This window comes from Nitrospira sp., from assembly GCA_024760545.1.
Taxonomy (GTDB): domain Bacteria; phylum Nitrospirota; class Nitrospiria; order Nitrospirales; family Nitrospiraceae; genus Nitrospira_D.
In genome coordinates this window covers 3,533,110-3,547,577 of record CP060501.1, presented here as the reverse complement: position 1 = coordinate 3,547,577, position 14,468 = coordinate 3,533,110, and the positions used below count along the sequence as shown (strand labels likewise).

At 55.1% G+C, this 14,468-nt stretch carries 12 protein-coding genes; all 12 read right to left on the bottom strand.

Annotation, left to right across the window (positions count from 1 at the left end):
- Window positions 1-11: 11 nt before the first annotated feature.
- The 12 genes from H8K03_16830 to asnB all read right to left on the bottom strand — a co-directional run bounded on the left by H8K03_16830 (window position 12) and on the right by asnB (window position 14,467).
- The gene (locus H8K03_16830) at window positions 12-851 is read right to left on the bottom strand and encodes a glycosyltransferase (protein UVT19438.1); all 840 of its coding nucleotides are present in this window, start codon (window positions 849-851) and stop codon (window positions 12-14) included.
- Window positions 848-1,984, bottom strand: a complete 1,137-nt coding sequence (locus H8K03_16825; protein ID UVT19437.1) for a glycosyltransferase — start codon at window positions 1,982-1,984, stop codon at window positions 848-850. Before H8K03_16825 ends, H8K03_16830 begins: the two co-directional genes overlap by 4 nt.
- Before the next feature lie 251 nt (window positions 1,985-2,235).
- Complete coding sequence (locus H8K03_16820; protein UVT19436.1) at window positions 2,236-3,744, bottom strand: hypothetical protein; 1,509 nt, start codon at window positions 3,742-3,744, stop codon at window positions 2,236-2,238.
- 27 nt (window positions 3,745-3,771) lie between these two features.
- Entirely contained in the window at window positions 3,772-5,250 is a 1,479-nt protein-coding gene (locus tag H8K03_16815; protein ID UVT19435.1) for an oligosaccharide flippase family protein, read from the bottom strand.
- Window positions 5,251-5,401: 151 nt separating this feature from the next.
- Window positions 5,402-6,097: an acylneuraminate cytidylyltransferase family protein gene (locus H8K03_16810; GenBank protein ID UVT19434.1), complete on the bottom strand. Its 696-nt coding sequence runs from the start codon at window positions 6,095-6,097 to the stop codon at window positions 5,402-5,404.
- A gap of 62 nt (window positions 6,098-6,159) precedes the next feature.
- The gene (locus H8K03_16805) at window positions 6,160-7,248 is read right to left on the bottom strand and encodes a nucleotidyltransferase family protein (GenBank protein UVT19433.1); all 1,089 of its coding nucleotides are present in this window, start codon (window positions 7,246-7,248) and stop codon (window positions 6,160-6,162) included.
- Window positions 7,249-7,379: 131 nt separating this feature from the next.
- A complete protein-coding gene (neuC, locus tag H8K03_16800; GenBank protein UVT19432.1) occupies window positions 7,380-8,543 on the bottom strand; it encodes a UDP-N-acetylglucosamine 2-epimerase (hydrolyzing) in 1,164 nt (387 codons plus the stop codon).
- Window positions 8,540-9,544, bottom strand: a complete 1,005-nt coding sequence (gene neuB, locus H8K03_16795; protein UVT19431.1) for an N-acetylneuraminate synthase — start codon at window positions 9,542-9,544, stop codon at window positions 8,540-8,542. Before neuB ends, neuC begins: the two co-directional genes overlap by 4 nt.
- Complete coding sequence (locus H8K03_16790; GenBank protein ID UVT19430.1) at window positions 9,544-10,173, bottom strand: acetyltransferase; 630 nt, start codon at window positions 10,171-10,173, stop codon at window positions 9,544-9,546. Before H8K03_16790 ends, neuB begins: the two co-directional genes overlap by 1 nt.
- Complete coding sequence (locus tag H8K03_16785) at window positions 10,170-11,336, bottom strand: LegC family aminotransferase (protein ID UVT19429.1); 1,167 nt, start codon at window positions 11,334-11,336, stop codon at window positions 10,170-10,172. The genes H8K03_16790 and H8K03_16785 overlap by 4 nt, the downstream gene beginning before the upstream one ends.
- A 17-nt stretch (window positions 11,337-11,353) precedes the next feature.
- On the bottom strand, window positions 11,354-12,349 hold the full coding sequence (locus H8K03_16780; protein UVT19428.1) for an SDR family NAD(P)-dependent oxidoreductase: 996 nt from the start codon (window positions 12,347-12,349) through the stop codon (window positions 11,354-11,356).
- A 117-nt stretch (window positions 12,350-12,466) separates the two neighbouring features.
- Complete coding sequence (gene asnB / locus H8K03_16775; GenBank protein ID UVT19427.1) at window positions 12,467-14,467, bottom strand: asparagine synthase (glutamine-hydrolyzing); 2,001 nt, start codon at window positions 14,465-14,467, stop codon at window positions 12,467-12,469.
- Between the last annotated feature and the right edge of the window lies 1 nt (window position 14,468).

Genomic DNA, 14,468 nt, shown 5'->3' with positions numbered 1-14,468 from the left:
CATGAATCCCATTAGAGTATTCGAGAACGAAGCCAGCGCAGCCTGTTCACAAGATTTGCCGCGAGAGATTCGCCGAACATATCGCTTGCTTTTGTTCTCAAATACGCTTTCATGAATGTCCATGCTCGAATAAAAAGATGCGGCCGCAATCCGTGCTTCTGCTGTGCCAGTCGTGTCTCGACGAAAATTTGCATGCCTCGTCCCGCTTGGCTGCTCATCCCTCCCGTCCGCATACCCACGACAAACGGTCCGTCGATAAACTGTGCCTCACCATCCTTCAACTCCCGCAGCAGCCATTCGTAGTCGCCGGAGATGCGGAACGACTCATCGAATAGCCCATGCTCGGCGAATAGCGAACGATGGCACAAGAGTCCGGGATGCGGAAGAACCATACGATTCCTGAATTCATCGCGGATTTCCGCCCACGGTCTCCCGACGGTCTCGATCACGTTCCCAAGAGCTGAGACGAATCCAACTCGCCCGTATATGATGCGCTTACGGGGGAACACCTGATCACCTTCCCGAACTAAGCGCTCAAGGGCATCGGGAGCCCAAAGATAGTCATCGGCACCAAGAAACGCGATCCAGTCGCCTCGTGCACGGGCGAGCGCTTTGTTCCACGCACTGTACACTCCCGCGTCCGGCTCTGATATCCAGTACGAGAGCTGGTCGGCGTTGCGCCGGAGGATATCCACCGTTCCATCGGTGGACCCCCCGTCGATCACGATCAATTCACGTGAAACATATGTTTGAGCCGCGACGCTGTCGAGACATTTGGCGATTGTCGGTGCGGCATTATAGACCGCGACGATGAGGGTGGCGCGAGGCGCTTCGGCGGTTGCGGCACTCATGGGCGCACTGCCACAGTAGGAGTGGGAATCGACTGCCCAGGTGATTTTGCAGAGACGAAGGCCTTGAACAGCTTCAGATACTCAGGGACGTTCGACAGCGGATGCCGGACCAGGATTTTCCGTCCGGCATGCCGTTTCAACTGGCTCATGAGGCTTTCCGTGTTTCTCGGTTCATAGAAGTGCAGCTTACCGCTGAATCGGCCGGTCTCAAAAAAACAGGACTCCGCTTCGGCCCCTCCCGGAACGATCACTTCACACCCGGCATAGAGCCCTTCGTATATCGTTCTTCCGACACAGGGATACGCTTCCCCACGAAGCACATAATCCACTATGGCGTAAATCTTCTCAATTTCCGGCTGCTCGCCGAGGAAGCGAATGCGCGCATCGCCCTCCGCAGACCGTTTGCAGGAATCTACATAGCCCTTATCCCCGTTCCCCACAATGAACAACATGACGTTTTCGTTTGTAAATCTGCGGAACGTCTCGATGACGAATTGCGTGCCTTTGTTGTCCGAGAGCTTTCCAATGATGGCGAACACGACCTTATCCCGGTACGCTCGACCATGATTCATCCCGCATGATTCCACCGGTGTCATGTCACACGGATTGTTGAGGACGACACTGTTGGGCAACGACAAATGTTGGAATGGTTGCTTCGTCGCCTCATCGATAAAAATCACTCCGCGCGCTTGGCGCAGCCTGGTGCACACCATGGGATTGGTCCCGTCATAGATCTCTCTCACATGGATGAAGAACGGATAGGCCGGATCAACCAGCCCGAAGAGAGACAGCGAATTCAGGTGAATCATATCGTACTGTTCTGTCTCGAGAAGTCTCATCACGGCCGGACGCTGCGCCCGCCACAACATGGCACGAGCCGTTGCGCTGACAGCCGATCGCGCTTTACGCGTATCTTTGCCTCGATAGATACGATCGAATGGCAAGAAATAGCGATAAATCCGTCTAAGATGGTCTCCAAAACGTGCACGAAGGTCCGCAGCTGAGACATTGTCGACGAAACGCCGGCTGACGATAAGATCCGCGACTTCTCCGGCGAACCCTTTGACGACCGGCTGCAGACTTCGCGACGCGCCGTACAGCCCCGCATCATGAGTGACAAACAAGACCTTCATCTGCGCATGGCCAGACCTCTCTGCACCGCCGCTACAGCTCGTTCACGAGACCTGTGATGACGCGACTGGCCGCATGATTGCCTGCGTGGTTCCACTGTCCTGCCTTTAGGGGATTGGGCACGCAATTCCCCTATCCGACATATGGCACCAATGAGCAACAACGGAACCGCGACGTGGCACCGAAAAAGAAAAGCGAAAACAAGTCTCGGTTGAGGTGGTCCGGACAATGATCGACACGGGCCATCATCATGTCACACGACCCCCACCAAGCGGTCCAACACGCTATAGGACATTTTGACCTGCTCGGACCCTTGCGCTGTTATCTGTTCCATTGCACCCCTGAGGTTCCGCTGCTTATCAATAGCCATAAGAAGATCCTCATGCGTTCCTGCATATATGAGTACACCTTCTTTCTCTTGATTCAGAAAGAGTTCTTGCCCGTAGCGACTGCATACGACCGACCTAATGCCGAACTCATACGCCTCTAACACGGTGGAGGAGGAGTGTGTCACATGCACGGTCATGTGCTGCAGGAGGGCATAGAGTGGTAGATCCGTCGCCATGTCTACGTCCACGTTAGGAAAATGGCCGAACATTTTTCTGACTTTTTTTCTCTCTTGGAGCATCGAGGGGTGCAAGCGGAGCCACCATTGATACCTATCCACGGTGCTCTCAATTGCGCGTGACAGCGTTCGCGTAAATTCATCCGTCAGTAATCCCCACTGCAATGTGACGAGAATCTGCTTGTCGGCTCCCAACGCGCCTACTTTTTTTCGCACCAGATCATCGCATTCGCGTACAGATGATAGACTGTTTGACTTGCAGAGATTGAGGAACAAATTCCCCCCCACCACAGGCCGATGCGCGCCTCCGGTGCTCTCCGCCCACCTTTGAATGACAGCCACCTCGTCGTCGGTCCAGCACCAAAAGTGTGTCGGCAGAAGCTCATACCCTTGCGCAGGAACTTTGGTCCAATTGCCATAAGCGCGATGCATAGCCCCCTGCGTCCCATGCTGAAGATCGATTGTCGGGATGCCGTTTCGCTTACACGCCAGCAGCAGTCCATACCCCACGAGCCAATAGTACGCGACAAGGAAGCAGATTCTCGGCCGGACTTGCTCCAGCAGACGCTCGAAATAGCGGGAAAACTCGACGACTAACGAAACATGATGGCGAACGCGATCAAGCTTCGGCACAACGGCCGGGGCAACCTGTCTCAACCTCTCGAAGACTGACTCAAATCCAGGCAGACATTCCACCGGTCGGCGGTTATTTCGGAAGATCGTGTGCTTTATTTGTATCCAGTCCAACTGAGGCTGGATGAACCTGGATGGAGAGAATCGCGGAACAAGAAATCGGTCAAGAGGGGTCAGCATGAGCGAAGATATGTTGCGGGAATCCAAGTAACTTCGGATAGGATCGCAAAATCGTTCGTAATACTTCCCTTGAAGAGCCGTAAAGGCCACCCCACTCGTGAGGAACAGTGCCTGCGCTTTCCCGATGTCCGCATGCCCTTCTCTTCGGTCCAGCCAACTCGCAGCGGAAAACGCCCCCCAGCCCCTCAAACAGGCAGCCCCCCTTCTCCAAACATGGGAAGCTCCGGATAGATCCGATCTCGTCGATTGATGAGTTTTAAAGAGATCCGTACCGAGTTGGATCCGGATGAGAGGCCACACGTGTATCCCATCAATCGTCCATTGTTCCACGGGCGCAGCTGCTTCGATCTCGATAATTTGATCGACGATCTCGGACGCTTTCATCCTCTGCACCACCGATCCTTTACCGTCTCAAGCAACCTTCAGGGCTCCGAGCATGTCCCGTGCCGCCGTCATTCCGCTCCGCATGAGATAGAGAGGATCACGCCAGGCCGATTGACCAATGACCAAGACGAGAGCGCACAGAACCGCCATCTTTTCCAGGGCGGCTACCACAAGATCCTCGGAGCTCGCGACATCAACCATGAGGACAGCTACCAGACATATGAGAGGGATAAGAGCGATCTGCGTGTAGTTCCACGTCACCGGATCATATCGCCGCCCAAGCACGGCGACGATCATGGCTATCGCGATCTTTGCCAAGAGGGCGGCCACTGCCGCACCTATCAGTCCGTATAGTTTGACCAGCGCGTAGTTCAGGCCGATGTTGAACACCGCCCCACTTAACGTCGCGACCGCGATAATCTTCGTGAGGTGAACGTTGAAAAAGAAAATGTTCACAAATAGGTAGTACACTCCTGAGGCAACGAAACTGAACGCTATCCACGGAACAGCTGCATAGCTGTCATGAAAGGCGGGCGCCGTAAGCAACGCGACCGCTTCCTTGGCGAACAAGGATAGCGCAGAGGCCGCTAAGCTGAGACCGGCGATAATCATCAACCCTATCTTCGCGAGTTCGTCGAGTCTGTGGCGATCCCCTGCTTGCAAAGAATCCATGGCCACCGGCCCATAGGCCCGATTCATGCCATCCGCCATAAATGCCATGACTCCGCCAAACGAGGCCCCGATGTTGTAGAGCCCTGCGGCAGCCGTGCTGACCATGCCGTTGATCATAATCCGATCGAACGACGCCGTGACTTGCGACGCCACCGTATGCGGGATTAATGGGAGACTGTAGCTCAGTGCACTACGAAAGTGCTCGGGTTTGAAACAGACCCTATACTCGTGTCTCAGCAAGTACAAAGACAGGATGCAGTACAGTGCCGCAACGAGTAACCCCGCAAGGAGCGGCCCTCTGGCATCCCATCGCATCAGCACGACAAATGCGATCACCAACATGACCGTTAAGCCGAACTGCGCGAGGCTATGAAAAGCATACCGCTTGACCTCTTGGCGCGCTTGCAGCATTGCCAGGAACATGAGCGATACGGGTTGAAAGGCGGCCGTGGCTATTCCTAAGACCACATACGGCCAGAACGGAATGGCTCCATAGACGGGAGCCAATATCCATTCACCGACGGCTAGGAGAGCGATCGTGAATCCCGACGCCGTCATTAATGATGTGACAATAACGGTCCCCAAGAAGTCTTTGAGCACCTCTGGGGAGTCACGATACAAGAAGTAATACCGATTGACCGCCCCGTGCATCGAGAGAGAACAAAACACGACCAGAAACGTGCTCAGCGCGCCCACGACCGCGAGAACACCGTAATCCTCAGGAGTGAGAAATCGTGTGTACAGGGGCAGCAATAGGAAGGCGATTCCTCGTTGCAACAGCGTTGTCGTTGCATAGATGAAGGAACTGCCGGCGACCCGTCTTACGAGGGACATTGTGGCAAGACCGCTCGATTCAGAAAAGAACCCGCAGGTACGGTTGCGAACCGCAATGGAGAAAGATTCTCAAGGCTGAGGGAGGGCGATGAAACGCTCAACGCGATCCGTTGTGACTCTGAATCGGCATGCATCGGTAAAACGTGGACACTTAGACCTGCTCATTGCTTGGAATGATGGCGTTAAGGATCCGGAAATCCAATTCCGTATCGATATCCAACGATCTCTCTTTAGGCATGATCATTCCTACCGTTTCGTCCGTTAGAAATGATTTCGATTTCTTCAGCCAATTAACCTCAGCGACATAGACCGCGCCGTTTAAGGCATAGACGGGATCGAGAGCGTACGGCGTACTTGAGTCTGTACCCTTGAGAAGGGGTCTCAGCTTGTTCGCTCTTTCTAAGGTATACATCCAGCCGGGATTCTTGTCGACCTGCGCGACGCTCACGACACAAGGCGCGCCCTCATCATAGACACATTTCTCTATGCACTGATCAATATCGTCCACAATGCGAAGCGGTGACGTCGGCTGCAACAGCACGATGAGGTCAAAGCCTTGCACGACATGTAACGCATGCAAGACAGGCTCTATGCCCCGAGCCTCATCGGTAGCCAGTTCCGGAGGACGTTTGAACGGGACCTCGCAACCCCACTCTTTCGCGACCGCAATGATCTCATCGTCTTCAGAAGATAGGATGAGGCGATCGATGTAGCGAGACTTTCGCGCCTCTTCGATCGTCCACGCGATAAGCGGTCGCCCTCCTACCCGGCGAAGATTCTTCTTCGGCGCTCTTTTCGACCCGCCTCGAGCGGGGATCAAGCCGAGAACCGCCCTGTTACGGATCATCGTTTCATTCAGAGGAATCAGAACAATTGAGGGCGCGACACGTCAACTGATGAAGAAACGGGTCAGACTTTTCTTGGCTCGTCTTTTAACGTTTTGGAGGATTCAGCGATCGCTCGACTCAAATCATCAGGCCTGCCGACGTCTAACCACGGTTCATGCATCGGATAGGCCACGGTGCGCTTGGCCTTCTCTCGTAGACGCTCAAAGAGAACGGGCATATCACAGTAGGACTCTGGGCTCAAGACACTCAAAGCCTCCGGGTCGAGAGCATAGACACCGGCATTAATATGGCTGCGAGCAACCGGCTTTTCTTCGAAACCGACGATGTCGACACCTTGCGTCTGCACGACTCCGAAAGGATGCTGCCATTCATGTACTCGGACGGCCATGGTCGCAGTCGCCTCGTGACGAATGTGAAAGTCAAGCAACTTTCCATAGTGGATATCGGTAATCACATCTCCGTTGGTGACCACAAACGGAAGTTCGGGTCGTGCCTGCAGTAACCCCAGCGCGCCGGCCGTGCCCAAGGGCGACGATTCACGCAGATAGGTAATTTGTACCTGCCAACGACTGCCGTCGCCGAAATACTCTTCGATCATGTGTCCAAGATAATGGATCGCCAGCACAAATCGGACAAAGCCTTCTGCCCTGGCCAGTTCTATAATGTGTTCGAGCATCGGCTTGTCGCCGAGCGGCAATAACGGCTTTGGACAGTGTTCGGTATGCGGCCGCAAGCGAGTACCTTCGCCTCCAGCCATGATGATCATCAGATTTGCCCGCTGGGGAGGCTCCATGAGCTCAGCCCACAAATGCAACCCCACGACGCGCCGGCTGCCGTCAACGACCGGGACCTGATGAACTCTGTTGGCCTGCATGAGCTGGAGCACCGTGTCACGGCTCAACTCAGGCGGCACGACTAATGGCTCACGTTGGATGATGGTATCAATCGCACTGTTGAGATCCAATCCGCGCAAGAGTCCCCGCCGGATGTCGCCGTCAGTCAGAGTGCCCTGCAGCGTCCCGTCGGGCAAGACAACCAAGGCAATCTGACAAGACGATTCGTTCAAAGAGCGAATCGCCTGCTGGATCGTGGCGCCCTTTGGCAGAATGGCCTTCCGCCATTCCTTACTCGCTGAAATCGACGGGCTCATGTTCGGTGCGTACCCAAGTTTGGCCTCTCGACTAGAGTCGCTCCCGCAAGAGTTCGAACGCTTCCGCGGCCCGGGAACGCCCACCGGCACCACACTGTCGAGACCATTCGGCAGCCACTACAAAACAATGCTCATGACACAACAAGATCGTGGAATTGTTTCTTGAGAATACCGTCTAACGAAATAGTCGCCAACACATTGACGATCCGGTCTGCTGCCCCTCCATCGCCATAGGGGTTCACGACCGACTTAAGTCGATCTTGGAAGGCGGGAGAATACATCTCGGATATGGCTGCCATAATGCTCTCCTTGATCGGCTGACAGCTAATAACACTGTCGGCTTTCAGACGCCCTCGCTGGCGATCACCGATATCGATGGTTCCAATTCGAAAGCTGGGCGCCTCGGTTAGTCCGCTTGACGAATTACCTACGACCCCATCCACCTGGCTTAAGGCAGAAAGATACAGCGTTGACCCCAATGATGTGTAGGCCTTCGCATTTGGGCGCGTCTTTGAAAAGTCTTCGATCATGCTGAATAATGCTCGCCCCTCAGTATCCGCGTTAGGCATCGTAAAGAGTAATCCTATGTCTTGGTATTCCGACAACGCGGCCAGCAATTCGTCCAACTGACGCTGGGCAGATGCCACTTCGAGCGTAACTGGATGAAATGTGACGACCAAGTTTCTCTCCCGGAACTTGAACGACAGGCGATGCTCCAGGTCGGCCCTGGAGATAGCGTGAAGTCTCTTGATACTATCAACGCCGAGTCCGCCTACGAGAAATACTCGGTTCGAATCTTCGCCAAGCTGTATGACCCTCCGCCGATATTCTTCCGCCGCAACGAAGTGTAGCTGCGCCATCTTGGTTATCGAATGGCGTATGGACTCGTCGATAGCCCCTTCGGTAGCTTCTCCACCATGAAGATGTGCGATAGGTAGCCGCGCAACCATGGCGGCGGACGCCGCCGCAAAAGTCTCAAACCGATCACCCAACACCACCATGATGTCAGGCCGAAGCTGCTGGATCGCATCGGCAAATCCGATCATTCCCAGTCCTATCGACTTTCCGATCCCAACGGGCGAGTCCGAACTCAGGAGCATCTCGACCTTACGATCAATCACAAACCCATCAGCTTCAATTTCTCGATACGTCAGCCCGAATTCTGGTGCGAGATGCATCCCGGTCGCGATCACTTGTAACGTGAGATCGTGCGCCACCCGAATGCCGTCCATGACCCACCGGAGAAGGCCGTATTCTGCTCGACTTCCGGTGACAACACAAATCTTACGCATCACAACTCAATCAGCTCATCCCGCATAAAGGTACGGGGGGCTTGTCGTCCAATGACCTCATCCCACCGCATCGGCGACACTCCCGTGCCAGGCCGTTTGGCCGTCACATTGTGTTCACTGAAGAACTCTCCAGCCTGAATCGGACGAGACGCCACCAAGGATTTCCTGGCTACCGACATATTCTTCTCTTCACCGGCACTAGGTCTCTTCACGCCGTCCCCGAGAGCGCTCTCGATATTACGGATGGCGGAAACCATCGCCCTCAATTCATCCGGGGTAAGGCTTGCCTCATGATCAGGACCAGGCAAAGCGCGATCGAGCGTGAAATGCTTCTCGATCACCGTCGCTCCCAGAGCCACGGCCGCAATAGGCACTTCAATCCCTTTGGAATGGTCGGAGTAGCCGACTGCGACATTGAATGTGTCACGCAGTACCTGCATCGCGCGTAAATTCACGTGTGCCATTGGCGTGGGGTATTCGGTGGTGCAGTGAAGCACGGTGATACTCGCCCGTGGAGTTCCCGCCGTCTCAAGTACTTGTAACGCGGCACCGACCTCTTCCAACGTGGCCATTCCAGTCGACATAATGACGGGCTTCCCAATGCGACCCACATGACGCAGATAAGGAAGATTGGTAATTTCTCCGGAAGGGATCTTCACCCGATCGATTCCCAGCTGGATCAGAAAATCAATACTCTCGGTATCGAATCCGGTCGAGAGAAACCCGACACCTCGTTCACGGCACCGCGCCAGCAGAATCCGATGCATGGCCGGAGATAACTCCAGCTGTTTGAGCATCGCGTGCTGGGTCTCATGGGGGGCCGTCGTCTGTTGCTGATATTCGGCTTTGCCCGCGTGTGCCGTGACAAGCCGATCGGCGTCGAACGTCTGAAACTTCACGAAGTCCGCACCGCACTCCGCCGCTACATCGATCAGCCGGCAAGCCAAATCGAGGTTGCCGTTATGATTCACCCCCGCTTCGGCAATGATTACTGTGCGGGGCATCACGATTTGTGGTTGCCTGCGAACCTGGTCGTATCGGCCTGATGGTGCCGTACAGCGAGTCCCATGCCCATGATGCAATTTGCTCCAATGGAGATGCCTTCCTTGACGACGGTCCCGCTCCCGATAAAACTGCCCGCACCAACCGTCACGTTGCCGTTTAGTATGGCCCCGGTCGAGACGTGACAGTGATCTGCCACCGTCACGTCATGTTCCACGATCGCACGGGTATTGATGATGCAGTTGTTCCCAATCCGCGCGCCCGCATTGATGATGGCCCCGTGCATGATGATAGTCCCTAGGCCGAGCACGGCATGACGAGAGACATAGGCGGTAGGCGAAGCAATCGTGGGCACCTGCAGTCCGAGCTCAACTGCGCGTTGGTAGAGATGGATGCGAACGGCCGGAGAACGTATGTGACCCACCGCGACAATCGCATGACTGCAATCTTTGGCGAGCCCAGGTAGATCGCTGTCTGTGCCGATGACGCGATAGCCGAACTGTTCGGTATGCAGTTCCTCCGGAAGCCCCACCAATCCGACGATCTCGTACGCACCGCATCGCTCGATGACATCAATACATGCATGGGCATGTCCCCCGGCACCGATCACGATCAAGCGGGGCTTACTCATGATGGTGTTGGAATCAGCCCCGCACTGCTCGGAATGTTGAGCAGTCTCCTCGAAAGCGACTCGGCGCCGGTCAAATCCATCCGCGGACAATCTTTGAAGTGCGCCATGTCATGCATCAAGACCCAGGCCGGCCGTGTCATGAATCCCGCGTCGTTCGTGGCCCTCAAGATGCGGTCCCGCTGATCTTGTTGGTCGACATCCAACAGCAGTGTTTGCAGCCAATAGTTGCTTCGACAGGCGAAAGGCTCCTCCACCAACCGGACGCCGGCCATGGACCCGAACGCGTCTTGATAACGAGCAAACAGCTTCCGTTTTGAAGCAAGTCTGTTCGGCAACTGTTCCAACTGGGCACAGCCCAAGGCAGCATTCAAGTTAGGCAGTCGGTAATTGTAGCCGATTTCATCGTGGCGATATTCCCAGACGTGCGGCAATTTAGCGGTGGTTGTCAGATGCTTGGCTTGACGGGCAAGTTCTGGATCATCGGTTAAGAGAGCCCCGCCTCCTCCGGTCGTAATGGTCTTGTTGCCATTGAAACTGAGGATGCCCATCTTCCCGAACGTGCCCGTGTGTCGGCCGTGGTACCAGCTACCCAACGACTCAGCCGCATCTTCGACCACTGCGATATTAAAATCGCGCGCCAGTGCCAGAAGATTATCCAGATCCGCCGGATGGCCGAAGGTATGCATAGGAACAAGCGCTCGAATAATACGGCCGGTCATTCGATTGACGCAGTGCCCCGCTCGTTGCTCCGTGGAGGTGACGAGATAGTCGCGCAATTTTTGTGGATCAATGCCCAATGTGCGGAACTCGCTATCAACGAAATGCGGCACAGCCCCGCAATAGGTCACGGCATTGGCTGTCGCGGCGAAAGTAAGGGCAGGAATCAGGACCTCATCATCGGCCTTCACGCCTAAGAGCTTCAATGCCATGTGCAGCGCTGCCGTGCCATTGACGACGGCAACGGCGTGCCTGGCCCCGGTAAAACCCTCCAGATCCGATTCAAAGCGGTCGACGAACTTGCCTACTGACGAGACGAATGTCGAATCGAGACATTCTTTGAGATACGTCCACTCGTTCCCGTCAAAGGTCGGTTCATGCAGAGCCACAGGGCCTGGCCCGACCACATCGCGAATCGCCTTGACGATCCGGTCAACAAGACTCATCTCCGAGCCACGGCCCTTCACAGGTTGTAGATGTCAGACTTATACCGATGCAAATGCTCGGGCCGTGCAAACCATTGAATCGTTTCGACTAGACCACGCTTGAAGCCCTCGCGACCGCCGTACCGAGGGTGCCAGTCAAACAATTCCTTGGCTTTCCTGTTATCCGCCCATAAGCGTTCCACTTCGGAATGTTCGGGACGCAGGCGCGCTTCGTCTGTGACGATTTCAATGTCGGCATGCATAACTTCGGCAATCAATCGAGCGGTGTCTCCGATTGAAATCTCGAAGTTGCTGCCGAGATTGACGACTTCGCCCAATCCCCGATTGGAGTTCAATATCGCCATGAAACCCGCTACGGTATCCTGCACGAAATTGAAGTCGCGCGTGGGTGACACTGCGCCAAGATTCACCCGTCGGTGACCGGCGGCAATCTGTGTAATGATCGTCGGAATCACGGCCCGGGCAGATTGGCGCGGGCCATAGGTATTGAACGGGCGTGCAATGACGACCGGCAGTCCAAACGAAGCATAGAAGGAATAGGCCATTTGGTCAGCGGCGATCTTGGTGGCCGAGTACGGCGACTGACCTTGCAATGGATGCTCTTCCGTAATGGGCACAAACCGAGCCGTGCCATATACCTCACTGGTCGAGGTATGAATGATCCGTCTGACACCCAGCTCACGCGCCGCCTGCAGCACGTTCAGCGTACCTTTCACATTGGTGTCCACGTAGGTGTCGGGAGAATGATAAGAATAGGGAATCGCAATCAGGGCCGCGAGATGCAAAACCGCCTCGCATCCTTTCATTGCCGTACGCACACCATGCGGGTCTCGGACATCGCCGGTAAATACTTCGAATTTCCCGCTCACATCCTCGTTGCAATGATCCAACCACCCCCAGGAGTTGAATGAATTGTAAAACACGAAGGCACGAACATCGTGACCTCCACGAACCAGAGCCTCCGTCAGGTGGGAACCAATAAAACCGTCGGCGCCGGTGATCAGCAGCTTCATGGACTCAGGGTTTCCTTCGGCCGAATGAGGGAATCCGCTTGGTCATGTTGAACTCGGATTGAGGTACAGCACCGGTACAGTCATTGCGGTAACATCTTCAGCATACCGTGGCTCCGATTACGCCGCCGCTCTCACGTTAAACCGCTCCATCCACTGCCCGAAACTGATCATTCTCCACACCAGGAAGTTGAACGATTCGCCGCCGCCGATCACGGCATCGAAATGGTCGAGTGCCGTGGCGTTGAGTACGCCTTGCGAGGCATCTACAGCACGGCGCAGCTCAAGGCGAAAGCGCTCGGGCGCATCCTTGCGGATCCACGTTTCTTCTGGTGTCACAAAACCCATTTTATCCATTCGTGTGCGGATCGGCTCAGGCAAGGTTCCCCGCATCGCTTCGCGTAAGACCTGCTTCGTTGTGGCATTCCATAACTTCATTTCGGGGGGAAGGCCTGTCAGGAACTCCACGACCCTATAATCGAGAAAAGGCAGCCTCGACTCGACACTATGAGCCATGGAATCACGATCTTCCCAATGAAGCAACATCGGTACACTGGTGGCTGTCAGCATGGCATGAGCCATCTGATTGACTGAGGTTGTTTTGACGCCGTAGGTGAGATTGGGATCTCGGGCATCAAATGCAAGCCGTTCTCGATTGATCCAATAAGGCACCGACGATCGTTTTCCAAAGAGCCGGCGCAAAGGTTGACGCAACGGTTCGGGCAGGACTGTGTTCCCAAGGTACTTAGCGGAGCTGACATAACTCAGCCCATGAAGATGCTTAGCCGCGCGCGCCTCCCGGAGCAACGTCCCCCATCGCCACATAACAAATAGTCCTGCAAAATGCGAGGCGAAAAACCCATGATAACCAGCGAGCAGCTCATCTGCCCCCTGCCCATCTAACAACACTTTCACGCGTGCGTTCTTCGCAAGCTCAAAGACTTCCCATTGGGCGCAAATGCTCGTTGAACCGAACGGTTCATCCTGATGCCAGGTCATGGCATCAAGCTTTTTAAAAAGGTCGTCCAGGTTCGGATAGACGTAATGAGCTTTCACACCGGTGTGCCCGACAACGACATCGACATGGTTCCGCTCATCAAATCGTTTCTCCGTGGCGCAAGCCGAAAAGGTGTTTTGGTGGTATCCCGCTCCGGTGGATTGGAGGAGCAGATTCGCCACGCAGACAATCGACGACGAGTCGAGTCCGCCGGATAGACAGGATCCGACGGGGACGTCGGCCCGCAGACGAAGTCGTACCGCATCCGTAAACAGCGCAACAAACTCATCGGCAGCCATTTTCATGTCCCCTGAAAAAGGACGTGGCGTCAGTTGATACCACCTGCGGACCGGGAAGGTCTTTTGAAGATCCTCGATAGATCCGTCTACACACTCGCCTCCTCTGAGCTGGCAGACACCTTGGAACATCGTCTCCTCAGTGTGATCGAGCAAGCCCCAGTTCAAGAAGTCATACACTGATTGCCCGTTGACTCGAGGCGACCACCCCGGCAGCACCGTAAACTGTTTAATCTCCGATGCCATGGCGACCAGCCCATCCGGCGAACGCCAGAGGTAGAGCGGTTTGACGCCGAATCGATCGCGCGCGGCAAACACCCGCCCTGCCCTTCGGTCAATAAGCACGAAGGCGAACATGCCGTTGAATCGATCGACACATTGCGTGCCCCAGGCAAGGTAGGCTTGCAGAATCACTTCCGTATCGCTCTGCGAGACAAAGACATGCCCCAGTTGTTGAAGCTCGTGCCGCAACTCGAGATGATTGTAGATTTCTCCGTTATACGTGATCCACACGCGGCCATCCGCCGTGCACATCGGCTGATGACCGGTTACGGAGAGATCAATGATGGCAAGACGGCGATGTCCCAACGCCATAACCGCATCAATGACCGGCCTACTGTTCCGCCTGGGCGCATAGGTCAGTCTTGAGTAGTACGCCTCGTCCGGAGTATCCGTTCCTCCAACCGGTGTCGATACAAATTCCCGAGCTGAAAACATAACAGCCCCTTCGCCGTCTGGGCCTCGATGGCGAACCACCGTGGTCATCTTTCGAATAAGATCGTCCAAGGGATGTGGATCAGGACAAAAGAGCGCTGCAATACCACACATG